This is a genomic window from Vibrio splendidus, from assembly GCF_003345295.1.
Lineage (GTDB): Bacteria > Pseudomonadota > Gammaproteobacteria > Enterobacterales > Vibrionaceae > Vibrio > Vibrio splendidus_K.
In genome coordinates this window covers 106,844-128,546 of sequence record NZ_CP031056.1, presented here as the reverse complement: position 1 = coordinate 128,546, position 21,703 = coordinate 106,844, and the positions used below count along the sequence as shown (strand labels likewise).

Below are 21,703 nucleotides of genomic sequence, written 5' to 3'. Positions count from 1 at the left end.
ATCGTATGAGAGCGCCCAATCGCCGATTCCACATAAAGTCTTCAATCACTACTTTGCTTGCTTTGTCTTGTGTAAGTAACACGATTCAAGCAGACGATCTGAGCTTGGCGTGGGACTGGCAACTGAGCGCTGAGTCGGTTGAATCGAGAGAGTCGCCATTCAGCCCTTTACCATCTGATAATCGTCAGTCATTCAATGGCTTGCTGGATCTTGAGGTTGGATATGGCAATTGGCTTGGTCTGTTCGCAGTGAAAGCCAGCGATATTCTAAGCAATAACCCTCAAGAACAAGATGCGAGCTTTGAGTCTGAATTCATTGTGCGTGAGTTGTTTTGGCAAGGTGGTGTTGAGTTGTCGAATTCAGTAATCGGTGACCACTACCTTGATGTCACGCTTGGTAAGGTTCGTTTGGATTGGGGTGTGGGTTATGGCTATCGACCGTTAGACATCATCAAGCCGTATCGACAAAACCCAGTAGGCATTGTCGCAGAAGAGGGCGCGGGTGTTGCGTCGGCGTCACTGTTCGATATGACGGGCGAATGGACACTGCTTTACAGCGATTCCTCGTGGACTTCCCAAGACGTGAATGAGTTCGAAAAGCAGAATCAGCAACAAGGGCTTGGGATACGTCGTTATAACTTAGTGGGCGATCACGAATATCAATGGGTCGCCTATTATGACGATGTGCGCCACGGCTTGTTTGGAGCGAGCTTGGTGTCGGTGTTGAACCTCGCTTGGGAGTTTCATGGTTCGATGGTTTATCAGCGACAAAGCCTTGGCTACAGCCAGTCTGATTCCATACTTAAACCTGTTTACTTAGAAGAACAGGGCGAGGCCTATCAAGCGTTAGCCGGACTAACATGGGCCAATGACTCGGGGCACAATGTGGTTCTGGAATATTGGTTTGATAGCCGAGCGTGGAGTGATTCTGAGTGGCAAAGCGCAATAGAAAGTGCCGAGTCTTTGTCGGTTAATCCAATGACAGCATCGTTGGCAGGCTCTTACGCGCAAGGTTATCAGCACGCTAATTTGGTTCAACACAACATCATGTTTCACTGGTCTTTGGATTCGACACATGGCTGGTTTGAAGATATCACCCCGACATTCGACGTCATGTTGTCTCCTCAAGACGGCGGCTTTATTGCTACCCAGTGGCTCAACTATCAGGCTTTAGATAATGGCGACTCATCGTTGGATTTGGAACTTGCTGCACGCTTTCTAGGCGGTAAAAGTGATTCTGCTTACGCCAACTTACCCGATAGTCATATGATTCTCTTAAATATCAAAGGACGGTTTTAATGAGTACTTCTTCTAAAAGTGAATTTTCGTGGCCAAAGAGTTTCACTCTGACCACCATTTTCTGCGCTTTGATTGCTGTGACCACGCAAACCATATGGGGAGGCGATTTCATCCTCAACCTCGCGATCAGCTTTGGTTTTGGTTTGAGTGCGGTCGGCTCTTCTTTCATTTTGGTTAAGTTGTTCAAAACCGAATCTCGTGTGTTTGAAGTGGGTATCTCGATGTTGGTGGCGATGACGGTTGGTACGTTAAACGCACATTATTGGTTAAATGGTTTCTTTGGTGACAATTTCTCTGGGCTGAAATCGGTGATGTTGTTGGGTGTCATTTTCTGCTCGGTTTGTTACTACTATTTTTATACGAGAGGCGAACAACTCCGAGCCGAAAATGAGTTGGAGATTGCTAAACGCCGTCAAGCTGACCAAGAGAAAGTCGTGGTGATGAGTCAGCTAAAGCAACTTCAAAGCCAAATTGAACCTCATTTTTTGTTCAACACTCTCGCCACCATAAGCGTGCTAATTGATACTGATGGCGCTAAAGCCAAGCTGATGTTAGAAAAGCTGACGGATTTACTGCGCGTGACATTAAAAAATAGTCGTGCCGATCAATCTACGGTTTCTCAAGAAGTCGATTTGATTGATGCTTACCTTAATATTCAGAAAATTCGATTGGCAGAACGATTGGAGTTTTCGATTGAAGCGCATGGCATCAGCGACTTGCAGGTGATTCCGCCATTCTTGATTCAACCTTTGGTCGAGAATGCATTAACCCATGGGATTGAGCCAAAAGCTGCGGGTGGTAAAGTGAAGATCTGCATTATTCAACAAGCGCAGCAGCTAAAAATCGAAGTTGCAGACAATGGCGCTGGGCTGAACTCCACTTCTAGTAGTGCGGGCCATGGTGTGGGGCTTAGCAATATTCGTCAGCGAATAGAAACTCTTTACGGTGAGAAAGCTAGCTTGATGATCACTGAGCAAGCTGAGGGTGGGGTGGTATCGACAATCTTATTACCGCTTATCAGCGAAACTAGATCTGAGAACGATGAGCCGAACCTCTATGATCAGTGATTACAAACAGACGATTTACAGTGTGAATTTAAAGGAATAATAATGACTAACCCAGCAGTAAAGCCGAACGTAACGGCAATTATCGCAGACGATGAAGCACTGTTAAGGCACCATTTAGACAAGAGCCTTGCTGAGGTTTGGCCTGAGCTAGAGATCGTCAGTAAGGCAACCAATGGTTTAGAGGCGATGCAGAGTATTCAACAGCTTAAGCCCGATGTGGCTTTTCTCGATATTCGCATGCCAGAGCTCGATGGAATCTCGCTGGCGAAACAATTGAACAAGTTAGACTCTCCGCCATTGGTGGTATTCATCACCGCTTATGACGAATATGCAGTCAAAGCCTTTGAGCACAATGCGATGGATTACCTACTGAAGCCAATCAACGAAGAGCGTCTACTCGCTACCTGTCAGAAGGTTCAAGCGCGCTTGTCGAGCAATCAAACACAATCAGGTAGCACGCCTGAGCAGCCTGATATTGCTGCGTTAATGAGTCAGCTTCAGCAATTATCTCAATCAACATCACAGCAAGCTCAACCTCCTTATCAATCGCAGCCCCTTTATCAACAGAAGAAGAAACATCTCACATGGCTTAAAGCCAGTGTTGGGGAAGACATTCACCTGATTGCCGTCGATGATGTGGCGTATTTCAAAGCAGAAGATAAGTACGTCTCGATATTCAAAAAAGGCCAAGACGGTTCGTTAGAGGAGTATATTCTTCGCGTGTCGCTAAAAGAGTTGATCGCTCAACTCAATCCTGATGAGTTTTGGCAGATCCATCGTTCAGTGGTGGTTAAAGTGTCGGCCATTGATAAGGTGAAGAAAGGGCTCTCCGGCCAAATGTCGGCGTATGTTTCTGGAGAGAAATTACCCATTAGCCGCGCTTCGCAAGGGCTCTTTAAAGGTATGTAGAGAACGAGCTTAAGGGGATGTAGCCATTGATTTTAAAAGTATGTGGAGTAAGCGAGTTTAAATGGATGTTTTAGGCTCTTATCAAAACGCTGCTTTAAACGAGTACAGTGGGTCTTACACAACGTATAGCAATTTATAAAATAAAGATCCAGATCACAAAGATACTCATCCGGTTCAATATTAAATAATAATCGTTAACTCAATCTGTATATTGTCGATGAATGACATTAAGAGGTTGTTATGAAAACATATTATTTAGCGGCGGCAGTATGCTTCACCTTAGTTGGCTGTAGCTCAACATCAAAAACTACCGAAACTCCAATCCAGCCGGATCCGGCATGGACATCAGGCCAGCTAGAAAATGGCCTTACCTACCATGTTTATCCAGATCATGAAGAATCCGCATCTGTTCGTTTAGTTGTGCATGCGGGCTCAATTCAAGAGACTGTTCAGCAAGAAGGCTACGCGCACTTCTTGGAACACATGGCATTCAATGGCAGTAAGAATTTCTCTCAAAATGATGTGATTCGTTTATTCGAAGATGCAGGCGCTAGCTTTGGTGCAGATATTAATGCCTACACCTCTTATGAAGAGACGGTCTACCAGTTAGATTTGCCAGATAACATCCAATTGCAGTCTGCTTTGACGTGGATGCGTGACATTGGTGATGGCCTGGATCTATCAAGTTCAGAAGTAGAAAAAGAAAAAGGCGTTGTTCTTGGTGAGTTCCGTATGGCTCGCCTCGATGATAAGTCATTCGGAGAGATATTTTATGATCACTTCATTGAAGGCGGCCCGTACGAATCGCAAGATGCACTAGGGACTAAACCGTCGATTGTGAATGCCACTCCTCAAGGCATCACCAACTTTTATCAGACTTGGTATCAACCTCAAATAGTTGAGCTGGTCGTTTCAGGTGATGTGGACATCAAAACCGTGATTCCACTCATTGAAGAAAAGTTTTCTAGCTGGGAGCGTGGCGACACGCCGAGACCAGAGAAACAGAAAGTGACGTCATTCAATGAAGATGATTATGTTGAGTACGCAGGAAGAGAAGCGCCAAGCATCACTCTGACGTTTAACCGAGGTTTAAATAGAGTTGAAAATCATGCTCAGCAGAACCAACGCAGGTTAGATGAAACCTCTCAACAATTGATTCGACAGCGATTAGAAGCGGTGTTCAATGATGCCGCGCTGCCGACTCAATGGATAGCGTCTGATAGCTATCGAATGGGTTCTCTGTACTATTCGTCAATAAGTGTTGGGTTTCCGACTGGAGGCCGCGAAGTTATCCAAAAAGATCTGCTTTCTACATTGGCATCACTGCGTGATTTTGGTGTTTCGGAAACGGATATTGCTGGCGAACTGCACTACTACCAAGACTTGCTGGATAACATTGAGCATGACTGGGATAAAATGGACAGCGTTGAACACGCGAACTACAAAGTGAGTGCGTTAGTCACTGATCGAATTGTCCAATCACAGAAAGACTATCAAGTCAGCTTGGAAGCCTTCATTGATAACTTGAGCCTTGAAGTGATTAACGACAACATCAAGAATCTACTTTCTGATGATTACTTTATTGTTATTGGGATGGATGATTCCGAAGACAGAACAGCGGTCATCAACTCTCTAGATAGTTTAAAAGCCGCGTATAGCGAGGCGGGAGTTCCGCCGCTTGCGATTGGAACAGCCAGTGCCTTTGCTATACCTAGCTCGCAAGGCGAGGTTGTACTTGCTGAACAAATGTCCGTAGACCCATACATCCAAAAGTGGACGTTAAGTAATGGTATCGATATGTGGTACCTGCGTGATTATGTGGCAGGTGATGATATCGGTGTAATGTACATGAGCCTCGGCGGAAAAGCCGCTTTGGATCCGAGCTTGTACCCAGCGGTTGAGGTTGCGTTACCTACCTTCGCTCGAAGCGGTGCCGGTGAGTTTACGGGCTCTGAGCTTTTAGCGTACTTTGATCGTGAAAATATTCGCGCCGATTCCTTCATTGGTAATACTCGTCATGGTATTGAATTTAATATTAACAAAGATGGGCTTGAAGACACGTTTGCTGCGCTTTATACCTTCATCACTGCGCCTAAAATTGTTCCCGAGCAGTTAGAGGCGGTGAAGCAGGAGTTTGTACAAGGTCAAGAATCTTTCTTGAGCAGCCCTGTTGGTCAGTTTGAACGCGCAAGAAACCAGAACATCTATGGTCAGGACAGTGGCCACCTCTTTGTTGATAAAGAACGTGTTGAAGCGGTTTCTGTGGAAGACATCGCTAATCTTCACCAGCAGCTGTTTGGTCAAATGAGACATAACCAATTGGTGATCGTGGGTGATATCGACCCAAGTGAATTAAAGCCTTTGGTTGAGCAATACTTGGCTTCGATTCCATTAGAAAAAGCCGAGGTTCCTGACTTTAAGGTGGCTTACAAGCAGCCATCTGAATCACGCATTGATTTAGCCATCAACAATGTGAATAGCGCAGAGTACGTCTTACGAGTCATCTCTGAACCTGCAACCGAAACCGACCAAGGCGTAACGGCAAAAGATATCTTCACGGAAAGCTTGCTAGAACGACTGCTGGCGACTCGCTTAGATGCTTATATTCGTGAAGAGTTGAGTTTAGATTACTCACCTTATGCATATTCGGCGTCTGCAGATAGAGAGCTGAGTCATGAGTGGGTTATTGGTGCGATGATAGCGCCTGAGAACGTTGATAAAGTGGAAGTGGCGATCGATAAGGTGATTGCAGACCTTCTACAAGGTGTCTCTGAAGAGGAAATGCGAGCGGTAGTGAAACAGTTTGAAGCTGACTTCACGCCTCTCGAGATGAGCTCTATCGACCAAGCGTGGTATCTGTCTCGTTATTTACTTCATGGCTACGACATCGAAGCGTTGTCTCAAGTAGAACGAGTGGCGAGATCGGTCTCTGTAGAAGAGATGAATGCGCTAGTGCAAAGTATCTTTGGTGAAAATAGCCGTAAGGTTAAGAACATCATGCGTCCTAAAGCCTAAAGCCTAAAGCCTAAAGCCTAAAGCCAACAGAAAGAGACAACTGAAAGCCAAGCGCACACTGCTTGGCTTTTTTGTTTTTTTACATTATTCATAACGTCAATGTATTACGTGTTGTTGGCCGTATTTAAAGGCATGTAATTCTAAATGCGAGGGTGCTTAATCGGTTGCTTCGTATCATTTTCTAAAAAAATGTTTTAAATCAAGACAGCATTTCATTTGTATTGTAGATTGGCGATCTACGAGAATGTTGTTTGGATATTAGATTGCTTAAATTAGGTACCCGATTAGTCTTAATGTTGTTTTTACTGAGCTTTGGCTTAGTGAATTCTAACGGCTATTCGTTCCCTTCTAAGCCATTCCAAATCCAATCCGCTCAAGAGCAGCCTTCGCAGAATAATCTTTGTAAACAAGCTGTTGCGGATAACCCGTCGAGCTACATGGAATGCGACCAGGTTCAGTTTGACACTGTGTCTTTAGGTGATAGTTCCAATTATCACGACACTGAATCGAGTCTCCAAGCGGTAACCTTTAGACGTATGCTCAGCAACGAGCAAGAAAGCGTGGCCGACCTTGAGCCTGCTTATCATCTACTGATCGATTTCTCTCCCCCATCACTACTGGCTTCTCTGCTCTTCAACACGCCGATGTTGGATACTAAGCAGCATTGGACCAGCATTGTGAGTTCTCCGTCCTCCCGGCTTTCGGGGTGGAAAGAGGGCAACATCCAATACTCGCATTTCCGAGAACTTCTTAGCTAATCGTTTGACCCTAAATTGGTCGTATTGATGGTCGCCTCGCGCCCGTTGAACTCGCCAATTAACCAAGACAAACATAGCGACATCAGCTTTAGCATCACTACCGTCCAATCAGCTTGTTCTGGTTTCAGCTATCGATCGTGTTCGCAAAACATTAGTTATACCAATCGCAGTAAATAACTGGTCACCCTCGCTGGTTAAAATGCTCGATCACTGCTTTTTCCTGGCGCTATTTTTGAGCACGTGTTTACGGTGATTGGTAAAAAGAAGAGATCTTGACTGTGAAAAAACGCATTCCAAGAAAACAAATCAACCACTACTCAAAGTGGAAATACGTGGTGCTTATCGCCACTATCATCGTTATGGTTCTGAGTGCTTTACCTTCTTGGTATGGCGAGAACGCCTCGGTTCAAATTAGCAACCGTTCTGAACAGACGATCGACGCCACTCAAATTACTCAATATCTCGCGAGCGAAGGCATCCAAGCGACATCAGCCTTTCAAAAAGACAAACGCTTAGTTGTGATTTTAGAAGATGCAGAGCAGCAAGCGAAAGCTAAAGAAGTACTTAATGAGCGCCTACTAGACAGCGCAACCGTTGCTCTAGCGATGGAGCCAGCTGCACCTAAATGGCTAACTGATATGGGTTTTGCGCCGATTCAACTAGGTCTTGATTTACGCGGTGGCGTGCAGTTCTTGCTAGAAGTGGATATGGCACCGGTTTATCACGCGCAAGCTCAAGCGGTGGTCGACGAGATCACAAGCGAAGTGCGTTATGCCCGTGGTGAAGTGGTGAATAACCAAGTTAAGTTTAATTTCCGCACTGATGCTGATTTTGAACAAGCGCAAAAGCTGATTCGTGAAGAGTTCCCACAATGGCAACGTGATCGTTCAGATAAATCGCTAACGTTAACCCAATCTGAAGAAGAGCAAAGAACGCTACGTAACCTAACGGTTCAACAAAACCTGCAAATCATGCGCAGCCGTATTGAAGAGCTAGGCATCACAGAAGCATCAATTCAACGCCAAGGTGAAAGCCGTATTCGTATTGAACTGCCGGGCGTACAAGACCCTGCAGCAGCGAAAGATGTGATTGGTGCAACCGCATCACTTGCTTTCTATTCTGTGTACGACAACCCAACGCGCAGCACTCAAACGCTGAAGGACACAGACGGCAACCGCGTGGTAGTCGACCGCAAGGCTGTGTTGAGTGGCGAACATATTATCGATGCTCGTAGTGGCATTGGTGAGATGGGCAGCGCAGAAGTCAACATCACACTGGATTCTTCTGGCGGCAAGAAAATGTCTGAGTTTTCTCGCCATAACATCGGTAAGCCAATGGCGACTGTTTACAGTGAATACAGCCGCGACAGAGCCGGTAACAGCGAGAAAACCAGTGAAGTGATCAGCGTTGCGAACATCCAATCTCAGTTGGGTAGCCGTTTCCGTATTACAGGTGCTGGCACGCTAGGTGAAGCACAAGAGTTGGCTCTACTCCTTCGTGCGGGTTCATTAACCGCGCCCGTTACCATCATTGAAGAACGTACTATTGGCCCATCTCTGGGTGCAGAAAACGTAACCAACGGCTTTGCTGCTCTGGCGCTTGGCCTTGGTCTTACTCTGACGTTTATGGCGCTATGGTATCGCCGCTTAGGTTGGGTCGCGAACTGTGCATTGGTGGTGAACATGACCACATTGTTTGGCTTGATTGCCTTGCTACCAGGTGCGGTATTAACCCTGCCGGGCATTGCGGGCTTGGTACTGACCGTTGGTATGGCGGTGGATACCAACGTGCTCATCTTCGAGCGTATTCGAGACAAGATGAAAGAAGGACGCAGCTTTGCGAGTTCTATCGATCGTGGCTTTGACAGTGCGTTCTCTTCTATTTTCGATGCCAACGTCACCACCATGATTGTTGCTGTAGCCCTATACACCATTGGTAATGGACCGATTCAGGGCTTCGCTCTGACACTGGGCTTAGGTCTTCTAACCAGTATGTTTACGGGCATTTTTGCTTCACGAGCGATCATCAATTTGGTTTGGGGGCGTGACCAACGCCACGATGTAAGGATTTAAGCATGAGTACTTCAAAAATGACTATTTCAGACCGCTATTTTTCAAATAGCAATATGACTCGCCTTCGTAAGGTGATGTCTGTGATTTCTATTGTGCTGTTCATGAGCTCTGTGATGCTGGTGGCAGTGAAAGGTTTTAACTGGGGGTTGGACTTTACAGGCGGTGTAGTTGCCGAGGTGCAACTCTCTGAACAAGTGACAAAAGACGCGTTAAAAACAAAACTCGATACCGCTTTCCAACAAGACGTTCAAGTGGTTGGTATGGCAGAGCAGGATCGTTGGACGATTCGTTACAGCCAACTGACAGATACTCCACAGCCAAACTTAGTGGATGCTTTGACAACGGTTAGCGACCAAGTAAAAGTACTCAACAGCAGCGTGGTTGGCCCTCAAGTAGGCCAAGACATGGTTGACCAAGGTGGCTTGGCGGTATTGGTGTGTTTCCTAATGATAATGCTGTACCTGAGTGTACGATTTGAGTGGCGTTTGGCTCTGGGTGCGCTTGCCGCGATCATCTATGACGTGACGCTTATCTTGGGTCTGTTCGCTTTTACTCAGTTTGAGTTCAACCTGACCGTATTGGCGGCCGTGCTAGCGATTCTCGGTTACTCATTGAATGACTCGATCATCATCGCCGACCGTGTACGCGAAATGCTGCGCGGCAATCCAAACGGTGATACTGATAACCTGCTTAACGAATCGGTTAAAGCGACCTTCTCACGCACCATGGTGACTTCAGGTACAACGCTAATCACCGTATCAGCGCTTTGGCTACTGGGTGGCGCTGCGCTGCAAGGTTTCGCTATTGCACTCGTTGTCGGCATTGTCAGCGGTACGTGGTCTTCAGTGTCTGTCGGCATCACACTGCCTAAGCTACTTGGTCTACAACCTTGCCACTACCAAGTGAAAGCGCCAGTAGAAGTTGAGGGAGAGTACCCTTAGGTTGTCTATGCTCTAGCAGTACAAGTTAGCAAGTAACGTCAGTAAAGCCCTTCGTTTGTAATAAAACGAAGGGCTTTATTTTTTATAAGAGTCAGACAGTTAGCGAAAGGAGAAGCTATTTCAAAAAACGATGGATTGAATAGGCAACTGCGTGTGATATGAAGTATGTTTAGATGACGTTAGTAGAAATGAGGCAAGGGAATGGAATATCGACATCAATGTCATGTAGGCGACCATGGTGATGCACTGAAGCATCCAGTATTGAGTGCACTTGTTCAGTCATTAATGCAGCAGCATTCACGTCTCAATGTTATCGACACGCACTCAGGTACAGGGTGTTATGACCTCACCACCGCACCAAGTAATCATGCAGGTGAGTTTGCTGAAGGGGTCGGGTACTTGTGGCGCAATAAGGCTTATCTTCCTCCGGCATTCGCTTCTTTTATGTCGGTACTGGAATACTACAATCCGAATCAACTTATCTCTTTGTACCCCGGCTCTGCGGCCATCACTTACCAACAAGGTCGCAGCCAAGATAGCTTCTATTTTTCAGACATTCAGCAAGATGAAGCTGATTTACTGCAAACCAATATCGAGAGGTTACAGTGTAACTTAGATATTTCAAGCAAGCTTACGATTAGCGCAGGTGATGGGCTTAAAGCGTTACCTGATGACGTAGCTAAACATGACAATCATCATCTGATTGTTATCGACCCACCCTATGAAACCGATTCAGAATATCTCGCGGTGATTGATGCCTTAGTTAAGGCATATCAGCAGTCGGAGAAAGTATCTGCACTAATTTGGTACCCGCTCTACACGGATGACAAGAGCTCACTGATTTTGAACCACTGTGTGACCGCAGTGAAAGATGGTTTGCTGCCAAGTCCGATTAAGTCGGAGCTTCGCCTTCGAGATCCTAAGGGTGATGATCGCCTGATCGGTAGTGGTTTACTGTTGTTCAATCCACCACAAGGCATTGCCGGACAGGTTGCTGATACGCTTGATTATTTACACAGCCAACTCGCGACAAATGGTGAAGGGTATTGGCAAATGAGAAGTCTATAAATCTGATTTCTATGGATTTTATGATGATTTTCTAGACGCCGTTCACTAAATCACTGTTATTTATGTGGTTTAAATTGACCAAACGCTAACTTTTATCGATTGATTAATTGCAGTGAATCATTTAAAAATAGAATATCAATGCGCACAAGTGCATAATGGCTCATAAGTTAAATAATTAATCTTAAGATTAAACTAGATTGTGGTTTACCCCCTAAACTGCATAAGGCTCGCACTAGTCATGCGAGCCTTTCTTTTGCCTGTCGGAAATGTTTCTAGCAGTTAGTATCTACCAGTTTTTCCCAATTCATTACAACGCTGGGTAATCGATGTAGCCTTTTTCGTTACCGCCGAATAGCGTTGCGCCGTCAAGATCGGATAGTTCGTTGCCGTTTTGTAGGCGTGAAACTAGATCTGGGTTCGCAACAAATGGGCGACCAAATGCGACGAGATCGGCGTAGCCTTTACTCAATACTTCTTCGGCACGTTCTGGTGTGTAACTACCAGCGACAATGATGGTGTTGGAGAACAATTCTCTTAGTTCTACGCGGAAGCTTTCAGGAATAACCGGCGCGTCATCCCAGTCGGCTTCTGATAGATGCAGATAAGCGATGTCACGCGCTTGCAGTTCCTTTGATGCTTCTAAAATCGTTGGCACGATGTCTGGGCAGTTCATGTCTTTGAAGGTGATGAAGGGAGCTAAACGCACACCAACTTTATCGGCGCCAATCGCTTCAATCACAGCATCGACCACTTCGATTAGGAAGCGAAGTCGGTTCTCGCGGCTGCCACCATAGTTGTCGGTACGTTGGTTTGAATTGGTGCGTAGAAATTGATCGATGAGGTAGCCATTACCACCGTGGATTTCCACTCCGTTGAACCCTGCCTCGACCGCTTTTTTCGCCGAGTGAGCAAAATCTTGAACAACGCGATCGATGTCTGCTTGGGTCATCTCTCTTGGTTGGATGCAATCCACCATGTTGCCGTTACCATTTTCATCAGAGATCCAAACCTGCGTTTCTACAGGTGCGAGTGCAGAAGGTGCAATCGGCAACTCGCCTTTTTGAAAGGTAGGGTGTGATACTCGGCCTACATGCCATAGTTGGCAGAATATCGCTGCACCTTGCTCTTTTGCTGCTGTTGTTACTGATTTCCAACCTTCGATTTGCGCATCGGTATAGACGCCGGGTGTGAATGAGTAACCTTGGGAGTCATCTGAAATTTGTGTGGCTTCAGTGATGATGAGCCCTGCACTTGCTCGTTGTTGGTAATAAGTCGCCATCATGTCGTTTGGCACGTTTCCAGGTTGGCTAGTACGAGCGCGTGTCATAGGTGCCATAACCACACGGTTTTGCAGCTCTAGGCCTTTCAGTTCTGATGTTTCGAATAACTTGTTCATGATCTCTACCTTTATGAATTTTTAGTGCTGTGCCAATTCCAGTTTGATAATGAATTGGCACTTTGACGTTACGGAGTTCTTAAATTATTTAGCTTCTGTTGGTGCAAATATTGAGTTGCTTTGTGGCTTCTCGTTTCGGTTAGCTTTAGCGATTAAGAACAAGCCGACGATAGGAACCACAACGGCTGCGAACGGAATCATTCCTGCGCCTAGTTGGCTGTCGAGTACCATGCCGCCTAGGAAACCACCGAAAGCATTGGCTAAGTTAAACGCTGAGATATTCGCAGTTGCTGCTAGCTCTTGTCCTTCGCCACCGTGGTTCATTACTCGAAGTTGCATTGCTGGAACGTTGGCAAATGAAGCGATACCAAAAATGAATGCGGCTGCAACGAAGAGGATTTTGTTGTCTACCACAAGGCCAACCACCACCAATGACACGATCATTGCTACAGCCCAAAACATTGAAGCTTTGCCTAGGTTTTTGTCAGAAGATCGTCCGCCTAAGGTGTTACCGATGATTAAGCCAACTCCAACAACCACTAAAATCCAAGTTACTGATTCTTGACTGTAGCCAGTGATGTGCATGGCGATTGGCGCAAGGTAGCCGTAAAGCGTCATGAAGCCAGACCAAGCAAAAGCGGTGATTGCTAAGCTGAGAATGAGCATTGGGTTTTTGAATGCCATGAGCTGAGTTTTGATGTCTTTCGCTTCACTGTGACCTGTGGATTTGATTGACGTTAGGATAGAGATCATTGCAACTGTGCCAAGTGCTGCCACGGTAAAGAAAGTGGTGTGCCAGCCGAATTGCAAGCTCACCCAAGTACCTGCGGGAACGCCAAGAACGTTAGCGAGCGTTAAGCCTGCGAACATTTGGCCAACGGCACGACCTGCCATTTTCTCAGACACTAAATTGGTCGCGACAACTGCCCCTATGCCATAGAAAGGACCTTGCACTAAGCCTGCGATAACGCGGCTTGCAAGTAGAAGTGGGTAGCTAGGAGCAAGGGCTGATAAGACATTGCCAATAATGAACAGAGCCATTAAACCGATTAGCACTATCTTCTTATTAAAGCGTGCGAGGTAGATGGTTAAGATTGGCCCTCCGACAACGATAGCAAGCGCGTAAGCACTGATTAGGTAGCCTGCTTGACCTTCAGTGATCGAAAGTGATGTGGCGATTTGTGGGAGAATACCTGCAATAACAAACTCAGCTGTACCTATGGCAAAAGCCGCGAGTGTCAGTATCCAAACCTGAAACGGCATCTTTTCTTGTTTCATGACTTGTTGTTTCATGTTGAGTGACCTGTGTTGATATGGTTGTTAAGGGCGCTTGAATTACGCGCCCTGCATTCAATTTTTCTGTGAGTTATATAGCCTGAAATTTTGAAAAAAATTCGGGAACTAGCCGAGCAGTGCACCGCCATCAATGTCGATGATCGAGCCCGTAACGTAAGGGTTATTAATCGAGAACAAGTAACCCATAGCTATCTCTGAAGGTTCACCAACCTTGCCTGCGGGTAGGTTGTTTTTGGCGTTGTCATACATGCTTGAACGAGTTGAGTCGTCCATGTTTTTGTAGGCTTCCGTCATGGTAAGGCCGGGGCTGACGGCGTTTACTCGAATCGGTGATAGTTCTTTCGCTAACACTTTAGTGACGCTTTCTAGCGCTGCATTTATCGCAGTTTTTACGTAAGTGCCAGCAACAACTTTGCGTGACAGCATGCCGGTCGTGAGTGTGATAGAGCCGTTTGATGTCATGTAACGTGCAGCATGCTTAGCAACGTTTAGGCTTCCCCAGAATTTGGTATCAAAGGCTGTTTTCGCGTCTTCGATGGCAACGTCGGTGACTTTTCCGCCTGGAGCGTATGAGCCTGCCGTTACTACCAAATGATCAAAGGCACCAATTGATTCAAAGTAATCACAAATCGATTTTTCATTGCTGATATCGAGGCCTGTATGTCGGCTAGCAATGTGTACCGTGTGCTCTTCATTTCTCAATTGCATAGCCAAAGCTTTGCCGATACCTGATGTGCCACCAATGATGACGAATGTGTGTTTTTCTTGGTTTTTAAGTTCGTTGGTCATGTTCTGAATTCCTGCGTTGTTCTGCTGATGGTTGTTATTATATTTATTCGATTAATTTTGATAATTAGCTAAAATATAAAATCATTATTCGGTTAGGCTGAATAATGAGATTGAGTAACGGGGAATAGGCAATAAGTGAATAAGCGAAAGGGCGAGAAATGGACAAATTTTCAGATATGGCAATGTTTGTGGGTATCGTGAAGCATCACGGGCTAGCAGCGGCAGGGCGTGAATTGGGCTTGTCTCCTGCGACAATGACAGCAAGGCTGCAGGCGCTTGAAGAGCGATATGGTGTGAAGCTGTTGAACCGTAGCACTCGCCATGTGTCGTTGACCGATTCAGGGGAGCTGTATTACAAGGCGTGTCTTGAGATATTAGATAACGTTAGCGAAGCTGAAAACCTGATTCAAAATGGCGTAAAAGAAGTCAAAGGTTCACTAAAAATCGCCGCGCCAAAAGACATCGGTAAGCAGTACATATTGCCTATTTTGTCGGAGTTTTGTCAGCAATACCCCGACGTTATTCCCTACCTTTATTTGAACGACAATCTGTCGAATATCGCTGAATCTGGCATGGATATCGTTATCCGCTACGGTGAGTTGGTCGACAGCAGTTTGATATCCAGACGCTTATCACCGAGCCGACGTGTGCTGTGCGCGTCCCCAGAATACCTCGCCAAACACGGGACGCCGATCAAGCCTCAAGATTTGGTTGATCATGCGTGTCTGGCGATGCTTCGCAGCAACGAAGAACTCAAAACTTGGCACTTCCAAGATCATGACATGAAGAAGGCTGTGACGGTGGTTCCTAAGCGATTTTCGGATGATGGCGAAGTGATCCGTTATTGGGCGCTACAAGGAGAGGGGATTGCACTGAAATCCATTCTGGATGTGCAAGATGACATCAATAACCAGCGCCTCGTGACGTTACTTAACGGCTACATGAAGAACTTCAATACCGCGATGTCGGTGTCCAGTGCCGATTTGAATGTGGTGTACATCAGCAAAAAGTATCAGCCGAAGCGTATCCGACTGTTTCTGGATTTTCTATTTGAAAATTTTGGCGGTTTGGTTGAGAAATCAGATCAGTCAGATAAAGAAGAATCGCTCACTCGCTAGCTAGCTTATGACGGATCTCTCGAACTCAATGCTAGGTTACGGACAAGGTAAATGGTTCTCGTTAAGATAGTTCGATTACAAGGACGTGATTGGAGAGAAAAATGAAAGTAGTCGGCAACACGGTTATCCAACCTTTTCACAAAGCCACCTGCCACTGTGGTGCAATCGAACTTGAACTCAGCCTACCTAACGGGATAGAAAAGCCACGTCGTTGTGATTGCTCTATCTGTCGTCGCAGGGGAGCGATTGTGGGCTCTGTTGCGCTAGATGGCATCAAGATCCTCAAAGGTGCGGAGCATCTTAAGCTTTATCAATTCAATACCAACACCGCGAAGCATTACTTCTGCTCAAACTGCGGTATCTATACCCATCACCAACGCCGCTCAAGCCCAAATGAATACGGTTTTAACATCGGTTGTTTGGAAGGAGTGAACCCTTTTGATATTGGTGATGTGGTGACCAACGATGGTGTGAATCATCCTGCTGATCGTTAAGTAATGAACATTAAAAAGGAATGGTTCTATGTCTGAATATGGTGCGCTCATTCGTTGGCAAAAAGCGGCAGATGAAGCCTTTAGCGACAATCAATACAGCCGCGGTCATACGTGGGAATTTGATGGTGGAATCACTGTGCCTGCTTCATCTTCTCCTCATGTTGTGCCGCTCCCATTCTCGGTGGAAGCGAATGTTGACCCAGAAGAAGCCTTTATTGCGGCACTTTCTAGCTGTCATATGCTGACTTTTCTAGGAATCGCTGCGAAGCAGAAGTATGTGATCGAGTCTTATGTGGATGATGCGATTGGTGTGCTTGAGGAAGATGAATCAGGCCGCTCATCGGTCACTAAGGTGACTCTGCGACCTGACATTGTGTTTCTAGGCACCAAACAACCAACCGCCAAACAACTCGAAAAACTGCATCACTTGGCGCACAAAAACTGCTTTATCGCGAACTCGGTAAAAACAGAGATAAAGGTCGAGATGCGAGATTGATTTAAATTAATCACAAGATTTCTTTAAAAGCTTCGTCTTTTTGATTTTGCCGTCGTCTTAAGGGTATTCATGCAATTTAGTTGATTGCAAAAAGACCGAACACACTATTTGAGGACATCTCCATGACAGCGTTTAACAGCACATCGAACTATGGTGAAAATGCGTTTATCAAAAGCAAACCGCAGATGCTACAGAACATTTATAACACCACAGATGTATTCCCCTATTGGGTTGCCGATATGGATTTTCAGGTGGCGGAACCCATAACTCAAGAGTTGAACCGTTTGGTTGATCGCGGTGTGTACTCTTATGAGTTTCATGAGCAGGCTGTATTTGAAGCGCTTTCTCAATGGTATTCAAAGCGTCATGGTTTAAACCTTTCTACAGACAAGTTTGTTCAGGTACCGGGTGTGCTTTCTGGTATCGCGCTGTTACTGCGCCAATTCACCAACGAAGGCGATGGTGTGCTTATCCATACGCCGGCGTATCACCAGTTTGCTAATTTGGTGAATAAAGCAGGACGTCAGGTCGTGAGAAGCCCATTGCTCAATGATGAACAGGGTTACCAGATTGATTTCGATGGTATGGAGCAACAGATCATCGAGCAAAAAGTGAAGACGATGATTTTCTGTAATCCGCATAACCCGACTGGGCGAGTGTGGACACCTCAAGAAATTGAACAAGTCATCGAAATCGCCAAGCGCCACGATGTGCTGATCATCAGCGACGAAGTTCATTCCGACATTATTTTTGAAGGTCATTCTTTTACGAGTTTAACCAGCTTTGACTACGACAAGGTTATTACCTTAATTGGTTCTCCGGCAAAAACCTTCGGTATGCACAGCATCTCAAACGGCTATGTGTTCACGAACAATGATGAACTATTTGAAGCGTTCAAAACCAACGTCGCGGCGATGTACCTTGACCATGGCAATGCCTTGACGACCTTTGCGACGGTTGCCGCCTTTGAAAAAGGCGAAGAGTGGCTAGACGGTATGTTGGTTTATCTGCAAGACACGGTTAAGTGGATCACTGAGTTTGCTGAGCAGCGAATTCCTCAATTGAAAGTCTTCCAGCCACAAGGGACTTATCAAGTGTGGTTTGATTTCTCAGAGCTCGGCTTTTCGGAAGAAGAGCTAAAAAACGTGGTGTTTGAGCAGGCTAAAATGGGATTAACGCCGGGCGGTTGGTTTGGTGCTGAAAGTCCTAACTTCATGCGAATGAATATCGCGACTTCACGTGACAATATTGAGCAATCATTTACTGCGTTGGCGGATGCAATTGAGGGGTTTGAGCGAGGAAGTCAGGAGAGTTCAAACTGCTGTGATAGCGGCGCTTCAAAAAGCTGCTGCTGATATCGAGCGTTAGGCTCTAAAGAACAAAAAACCGCGAGGCTGCTTAGTGCATCACTGGCGGTTTTTTTATGTCTGTGTAATCCTACGTACGGTTTTATTGAGTGACAGTTAGAAAGTACTGAGAGATAGGTAGCGATCTCTTGAATGGTAGGAATAGATTGGTTAGCAGAGAGTTATGTTTAGCGTCCCACTGAATAGTTTTGTACATCGTGTGAGTGATAAAAGCCAAGTGATGGCGCATGCTGCAGAATGTGGATGCCAGTTGAAGCGAGTTCGTCGTTCACGCAATTGGCTGTTGGTCGCTCAAGAGCATCAACTCGTTGAATTTAAAACGATGTTAACTCACGAAAAAGACGGTTGGATAGCAATCGCAATCGATAAAGTGCTGCCTAAACCTGTGGTGTGTTTGGCATCTCTGTTGGCCGCGACACCCTCAATGACCGTCGCTCAACTGGTGATGGAATCTGGATGTTCAATGGCAGAAGCAAGGCGTGCTATTGATGAACATGAAGGGCTGTAGGCGTATTCGAATCGTGTGAAAAGAGAATCGCGAGCAGCAAAAAGCCCGTAACGATATTACGCTGGAAAGCGTTATATCGTTACGGGCTTTATCATCTGTGCTTGTGCTGCTTAAGCTAAGCCATGTGGCTTATAAAGCGTTTACACGATTAAGAGTTAGCTACTTTTACACGAATCGTGTTTTTGCCAAGCTTTGACAAGTTCAGCTTGTTTAGTGCCGCTTTAGCTTCTTCGTGCTCTGGCATTTCAACAAAAGCAAAGCCTTTAGATTCGCCAGTTTCTTGGTCTAAAACTAGGCTGCACTCTTTTACTGAGCCGAACTCAGAAAATAGAACACGGATGTCTTGCTCTGCAGTAGAGCGCGATAGGTTACGAACTAGAAGTTTCATAATAAACCTTGAATATGAATTTACGCCGAGCATTGTCGCACACTTTCGTGCTCACCCTCACAAATAATTAGCGGAATAGCTCGGTTTACCTGTTCGCTGCTCTCATTAGCCGTTAACCGCGGTTTATCGTGATATCTGACACATATCCATGCTCGGTGCTGGTTAACGCCTGCTGCAGCATTTGAGCGGTTTCTTGTGCGGTCATAAAGCTTGAGGTATCCATCGCTTTGCCGCTGGTTCTCCAGAACTCGGTTGCCATCCCGCCGGGGTAAACCGCAACGATTTTCATTGGGTGACCTTTTAACTCCAACCTGACCGATTCAATAAAGCCCTTAACTGCCCATTTTGCTGCGCAGTAAGTCGACTCTTCTGCTTTAGCGCCTTGAGCCGCGGTCGACATTACGACAGCAATGGTGACAGATTGATCCTTGTAACGCTGAACAAGCTCGCGAATCAGAAATATCGAGGACTCGATGTTGTTTTTCAGCATGTCGCTAATAGCTGTGGGATCTTGTTGTTCAATTTTACCGAAGTACCCACTGCCTGCGCTATGAATCACCAGCTTTGGTGTTTCTGGTAAGGCATCAAGCAGTTCGCTCACGGAGCGCGGGTCACACAAGTCACAGGCTTGGCTAACGGTATCTGCTGGTAGGTTTTTCGCTAATTCAGCTAAACGTTGGGAGCTGCGGCCAGTGATCATTAAGCGCTGACGGCTGTTTGATGTGTTCGCATATTGCTTGGCTAAAGCTGCGCCTAAACCGCTGCTTGATCCGGTGATTAAAATCATGGTGACTCGGAATTGTTGAATTGAATCGAGATAGTAAGGCTTTGAATATCTGTTTGCTGAGATCTAAGACCAAGATGCAGAGATCCATGAGTAAGATCGATAAAACAGAGGTTTGAGAAAGTCGTAGGAAGATAGGAAGATAGGAAGATAATCAGAAAGGAAAAAATGCCTAAAGGTAAAGCGCGTAAGGTAAAAGCGCCGGCATAGAGCCAGCGCTTTTGAAATCAGATTACTCTTCGTCGAACTGTTTGGTCGTGAATGAGTCTTCGATTCTGTTGAGTTCTTCTTGATCTTTCACTCGCTGTTCTTCTTGGCGAATGACTTTCGCTTCATTGAAGCGTTTCTTTTCCGACTTAGTCAGGAATTTTACAGCTTTCTTGTTGGTCAGTGCGTAAGCAACTACGTCTTCGCCTTTTTCTCTGCGGTCGTTTACACGTTGTGAGAAACGTTCATTGTCGCGAGCTTTACGCTCCGCTGAGGTCAACTTGCTCATGCTTTAAAGCCTTTTCAATTATTCATGGTAGGGAATCTACGCTTAGCGAAACAATGGGGAAGTGCTCTGAATTGGTGGAACTGTGTATCACATCCGCTCAACTGAGTTTAGCCCATTTGTATGCTGGTGGCGCATCTTAGCACAAAGGCTTGAGCATACAGGTATGCTATTCGAGGGATTAAACAGAACAACCCACAATTTTCTGTTGTGGGTTGAGATTGCATTGTGGGCTGAGATTATATGGTAGGCTGAAAGTGTCTTTTGGGGTAAGGGCTACCGTTGATGAAAATGGGAACAGGAAAGAGCGGTTAAATTAAATCTTCTCTATGTATAAGATGACCTCTCCGACTTTAAAGCCGAACTTAGACATCTCGGTTTTATTGAACAGGCGTTTGTCGTCCATCAAGAACATCCAGTCGTCTAATACGACTTCATAGGTGCTGCCGTCGACTTCGATTTCTAAGTCATATTTCCAATACAGAGCAGAACCTAGAGTCTCGCCATAAGCGGTACCGACTACATCATTAGCAGTGCCTGAATAGGTGTTTTCGCCGGTTTTTATCAGGTTCCAAACGCGTGTTGAGCGCTCGCCATCAGCAAAAGAGAACCACTCTTTGATTTCGCCTTTGTCACCGTCCCAAGTCGCGACAAGCTTAGCGTCAAAACGGCGTAGTAGGTTACCAGAGCGGTCTAGTACCATGCCGTAAGCCATTAGCTCCCCATTGAAAAAGGTTTCTAGCTTGAGCTCTGGCGTAGTGTCTACGTGGTTTTCTAAACTCGCAGAGCCGCACCCCGTCAGCCAAGTGAGTGAAAACAGTGCCAAAGCAAATTTTGTTATTGTTGTTTTTGGATTCATTTGTTCAAACCTAATAGTTGCTTGCGTAGACCAGGCTCGGATGTGTTTTCAGATAACCAAATCGCGAGAAAGGCTTCACCAAATTGCTTGTCTTGGATGGTGCCGATGGGTTGCTCATCGAAATAGAACCGACTTACGTTGTCTTCAGCAACTCGGATAGTCAGCGTGCTGCCTTCCTCAACGTTGGGCCACATTGCGTACAAAGGCTTCAACCAACGTTGGATATTGTTGCTGGAGTAACCGAGTTTGCTCCACTGGTCTTTGGTTGCGTCTACAAGGTCTTTGCTGTCAATTGCTCGGTAGTACTCAAGTTTCAAAGCACGCTCAGAGTTAGACGGAGTGGTGTAGAACTCTGCAGAATACAAAGTCCAAAACAAGTAGCTCATTTCTCCCTGACCGCGCTTATTTAAATCATCGACAGCAGAAGCTTTGGCATTCCCGGTAAATAGGAGTGCTGCGTAAATGAGGGTTAAGGTGACTAAGCTAAATAGTCGGATTCTTGATTGCTCGCTTGTTTGAGTGCGAACGCGACTAATATCGCTCTCAGATTTGAACGCTTGCGTAGGGTTGCGTGGAAAAGCCATAAG

General features: G+C 45.8%; 21 protein-coding genes. 13 read left to right on the top strand and 8 right to left on the bottom strand.

Annotation, left to right across the window (positions count from 1 at the left end; all coding sequences use genetic code 11):
- The first annotated feature begins 5 nt into the window (after positions 1-5).
- The 8 genes from DUN60_RS16530 to rlmJ all read left to right on the top strand — a co-directional run bounded on the left by DUN60_RS16530 (position 6) and on the right by rlmJ (position 11,128).
- Complete coding sequence (locus DUN60_RS16530) at positions 6-1,298, top strand: hypothetical protein (RefSeq protein ID WP_114634397.1); 1,293 nt, start codon at positions 6-8, stop codon at positions 1,296-1,298.
- On the top strand, positions 1,298-2,365 hold the full coding sequence (locus tag DUN60_RS16525) for a sensor histidine kinase (RefSeq protein WP_114634396.1): 1,068 nt from the start codon (positions 1,298-1,300) through the stop codon (positions 2,363-2,365). The genes DUN60_RS16530 and DUN60_RS16525 overlap by 1 nt, the downstream gene beginning before the upstream one ends.
- Positions 2,366-2,407: 42 nt before the next feature.
- The gene (locus DUN60_RS16520) at positions 2,408-3,274 is read left to right on the top strand and encodes a LytR/AlgR family response regulator transcription factor (RefSeq protein WP_114634395.1); all 867 of its coding nucleotides are present in this window, start codon (positions 2,408-2,410) and stop codon (positions 3,272-3,274) included.
- Positions 3,275-3,514: 240 nt separating this feature from the next.
- On the top strand, positions 3,515-6,289 hold the full coding sequence (locus tag DUN60_RS16515) for a M16 family metallopeptidase (RefSeq protein WP_114634394.1): 2,775 nt from the start codon (positions 3,515-3,517) through the stop codon (positions 6,287-6,289).
- Between the two features lie 293 nt (positions 6,290-6,582).
- Positions 6,583-7,047 (top strand): hypothetical protein, encoded by a 465-nt coding sequence (locus tag DUN60_RS16510; protein ID WP_114634393.1) that lies wholly within the window; start codon positions 6,583-6,585, stop codon positions 7,045-7,047.
- A gap of 272 nt (positions 7,048-7,319) precedes the next feature.
- Entirely contained in the window at positions 7,320-9,119 is a 1,800-nt protein-coding gene (gene secD / locus DUN60_RS16505; RefSeq protein ID WP_017075565.1) for a protein translocase subunit SecD, read from the top strand.
- Between the two features lie 2 nt (positions 9,120-9,121).
- Positions 9,122-10,060 (top strand): protein translocase subunit SecF, encoded by a 939-nt coding sequence (gene secF, locus DUN60_RS16500; protein ID WP_114634392.1) that lies wholly within the window; start codon positions 9,122-9,124, stop codon positions 10,058-10,060.
- Positions 10,061-10,261: 201 nt separating this feature from the next.
- Positions 10,262-11,128, top strand: a complete 867-nt coding sequence (gene rlmJ, locus DUN60_RS16495; protein ID WP_114634391.1) for a 23S rRNA (adenine(2030)-N(6))-methyltransferase RlmJ — start codon at positions 10,262-10,264, stop codon at positions 11,126-11,128.
- A gap of 307 nt (positions 11,129-11,435) precedes the next feature.
- Here the strand turns inward: rlmJ and DUN60_RS16490 are convergent, their stop codons facing one another.
- From DUN60_RS16490 to DUN60_RS16480, 3 genes are all read right to left on the bottom strand, one after another.
- Positions 11,436-12,524 (bottom strand): alkene reductase, encoded by a 1,089-nt coding sequence (locus DUN60_RS16490; RefSeq protein ID WP_114634390.1) that lies wholly within the window; start codon positions 12,522-12,524, stop codon positions 11,436-11,438.
- Positions 12,525-12,608: 84 nt separating this feature from the next.
- Complete coding sequence (locus tag DUN60_RS16485; RefSeq protein WP_114634389.1) at positions 12,609-13,817, bottom strand: MFS transporter; 1,209 nt, start codon at positions 13,815-13,817, stop codon at positions 12,609-12,611.
- A gap of 108 nt (positions 13,818-13,925) precedes the next feature.
- Entirely contained in the window at positions 13,926-14,609 is a 684-nt protein-coding gene (locus tag DUN60_RS16480) for an SDR family oxidoreductase (RefSeq protein WP_114634388.1), read from the bottom strand.
- 158 nt (positions 14,610-14,767) lie between these two features.
- Between DUN60_RS16480 and DUN60_RS16475 the strand changes: the two genes are divergently transcribed.
- The 5 genes from DUN60_RS16475 (at position 14,768) to DUN60_RS16455 (ending at position 18,592) form a co-directional block, all read left to right on the top strand.
- Positions 14,768-15,727 (top strand): LysR family transcriptional regulator, encoded by a 960-nt coding sequence (locus tag DUN60_RS16475; protein ID WP_114634387.1) that lies wholly within the window; start codon positions 14,768-14,770, stop codon positions 15,725-15,727.
- A gap of 101 nt (positions 15,728-15,828) precedes the next feature.
- Positions 15,829-16,221, top strand: coding sequence for a GFA family protein (locus tag DUN60_RS16470; RefSeq protein ID WP_102550830.1), 393 nt, complete (start codon positions 15,829-15,831; stop codon positions 16,219-16,221).
- A gap of 28 nt (positions 16,222-16,249) precedes the next feature.
- The gene (locus tag DUN60_RS16465; protein ID WP_114634386.1) at positions 16,250-16,717 is read left to right on the top strand and encodes an OsmC family protein; all 468 of its coding nucleotides are present in this window, start codon (positions 16,250-16,252) and stop codon (positions 16,715-16,717) included.
- A gap of 122 nt (positions 16,718-16,839) precedes the next feature.
- Complete coding sequence (locus tag DUN60_RS16460) at positions 16,840-18,072, top strand: MalY/PatB family protein (RefSeq protein WP_114634385.1); 1,233 nt, start codon at positions 16,840-16,842, stop codon at positions 18,070-18,072.
- A 175-nt stretch (positions 18,073-18,247) separates the two neighbouring features.
- Positions 18,248-18,592, top strand: a complete 345-nt coding sequence (locus DUN60_RS16455) for a ribosome recycling factor family protein (protein ID WP_004732696.1) — start codon at positions 18,248-18,250, stop codon at positions 18,590-18,592.
- A 148-nt stretch (positions 18,593-18,740) separates the two neighbouring features.
- Here the strand turns inward: DUN60_RS16455 and DUN60_RS16450 are convergent, their stop codons facing one another.
- The 5 genes from DUN60_RS16450 to DUN60_RS16430 form a co-directional block, all read right to left on the bottom strand.
- Positions 18,741-18,980, bottom strand: a complete 240-nt coding sequence (locus tag DUN60_RS16450; protein ID WP_004732698.1) for an RNA recognition motif domain-containing protein — start codon at positions 18,978-18,980, stop codon at positions 18,741-18,743.
- Between the two features lie 112 nt (positions 18,981-19,092).
- Entirely contained in the window at positions 19,093-19,767 is a 675-nt protein-coding gene (locus DUN60_RS16445; RefSeq protein WP_114634384.1) for an SDR family NAD(P)-dependent oxidoreductase, read from the bottom strand.
- 229 nt (positions 19,768-19,996) lie between these two features.
- Entirely contained in the window at positions 19,997-20,260 is a 264-nt protein-coding gene (locus tag DUN60_RS16440; protein WP_004732701.1) for a hypothetical protein, read from the bottom strand.
- Between the two features lie 313 nt (positions 20,261-20,573).
- Positions 20,574-21,116 (bottom strand): DUF3833 domain-containing protein, encoded by a 543-nt coding sequence (locus DUN60_RS16435; protein ID WP_114634383.1) that lies wholly within the window; start codon positions 21,114-21,116, stop codon positions 20,574-20,576.
- Positions 21,113-21,700 (bottom strand): chalcone isomerase family protein, encoded by a 588-nt coding sequence (locus tag DUN60_RS16430; protein WP_114634382.1) that lies wholly within the window; start codon positions 21,698-21,700, stop codon positions 21,113-21,115. The genes DUN60_RS16435 and DUN60_RS16430 overlap by 4 nt, the downstream gene beginning before the upstream one ends.
- Between the last annotated feature and the right edge of the window lie 3 nt (positions 21,701-21,703).

What these genes read in the sequence shown, in the direction of transcription:
- DUN60_RS16530 (WP_114634397.1), top strand. Translation starts at nt 6, where the DNA reads ATGAGAGCGCCCAATCGCCGATTCCACATAAAGTCTTCAATCACTACT.
- DUN60_RS16525 (WP_114634396.1), top strand. Translation starts at nt 1,298, where the DNA reads ATGAGTACTTCTTCTAAAAGTGAATTTTCGTGGCCAAAGAGTTTCACT.
- DUN60_RS16520 (WP_114634395.1), top strand. Translation starts at nt 2,408, where the DNA reads ATGACTAACCCAGCAGTAAAGCCGAACGTAACGGCAATTATCGCAGAC.
- DUN60_RS16515 (WP_114634394.1), top strand. Translation starts at nt 3,515, where the DNA reads ATGAAAACATATTATTTAGCGGCGGCAGTATGCTTCACCTTAGTTGGC.
- DUN60_RS16510 (WP_114634393.1), top strand. Translation starts at nt 6,583, where the DNA reads ATGTTGTTTTTACTGAGCTTTGGCTTAGTGAATTCTAACGGCTATTCG.
- secF (WP_114634392.1), top strand. Translation starts at nt 9,122, where the DNA reads ATGAGTACTTCAAAAATGACTATTTCAGACCGCTATTTTTCAAATAGC.
- rlmJ (WP_114634391.1), top strand. Translation starts at nt 10,262, where the DNA reads ATGGAATATCGACATCAATGTCATGTAGGCGACCATGGTGATGCACTG.
- DUN60_RS16490 (WP_114634390.1), bottom strand. Translation starts at nt 12,524, where the DNA reads ATGAACAAGTTATTCGAAACATCAGAACTGAAAGGCCTAGAGCTGCAA.
- DUN60_RS16485 (WP_114634389.1), bottom strand. Translation starts at nt 13,817, where the DNA reads ATGAAACAACAAGTCATGAAACAAGAAAAGATGCCGTTTCAGGTTTGG.
- DUN60_RS16480 (WP_114634388.1), bottom strand. Translation starts at nt 14,609, where the DNA reads ATGACCAACGAACTTAAAAACCAAGAAAAACACACATTCGTCATCATT.
- DUN60_RS16475 (WP_114634387.1), top strand. Translation starts at nt 14,768, where the DNA reads ATGGACAAATTTTCAGATATGGCAATGTTTGTGGGTATCGTGAAGCAT.
- DUN60_RS16470 (WP_102550830.1), top strand. Translation starts at nt 15,829, where the DNA reads ATGAAAGTAGTCGGCAACACGGTTATCCAACCTTTTCACAAAGCCACC.
- DUN60_RS16465 (WP_114634386.1), top strand. Translation starts at nt 16,250, where the DNA reads ATGTCTGAATATGGTGCGCTCATTCGTTGGCAAAAAGCGGCAGATGAA.
- DUN60_RS16460 (WP_114634385.1), top strand. Translation starts at nt 16,840, where the DNA reads ATGACAGCGTTTAACAGCACATCGAACTATGGTGAAAATGCGTTTATC.
- DUN60_RS16455 (WP_004732696.1), top strand. Translation starts at nt 18,248, where the DNA reads ATGTTTAGCGTCCCACTGAATAGTTTTGTACATCGTGTGAGTGATAAA.
- DUN60_RS16450 (WP_004732698.1), bottom strand. Translation starts at nt 18,980, where the DNA reads ATGAAACTTCTAGTTCGTAACCTATCGCGCTCTACTGCAGAGCAAGAC.
- DUN60_RS16445 (WP_114634384.1), bottom strand. Translation starts at nt 19,767, where the DNA reads ATGATTTTAATCACCGGATCAAGCAGCGGTTTAGGCGCAGCTTTAGCC.
- DUN60_RS16440 (WP_004732701.1), bottom strand. Translation starts at nt 20,260, where the DNA reads ATGAGCAAGTTGACCTCAGCGGAGCGTAAAGCTCGCGACAATGAACGT.
- DUN60_RS16435 (WP_114634383.1), bottom strand. Translation starts at nt 21,116, where the DNA reads ATGAATCCAAAAACAACAATAACAAAATTTGCTTTGGCACTGTTTTCA.
- DUN60_RS16430 (WP_114634382.1), bottom strand. Translation starts at nt 21,700, where the DNA reads ATGGCTTTTCCACGCAACCCTACGCAAGCGTTCAAATCTGAGAGCGAT.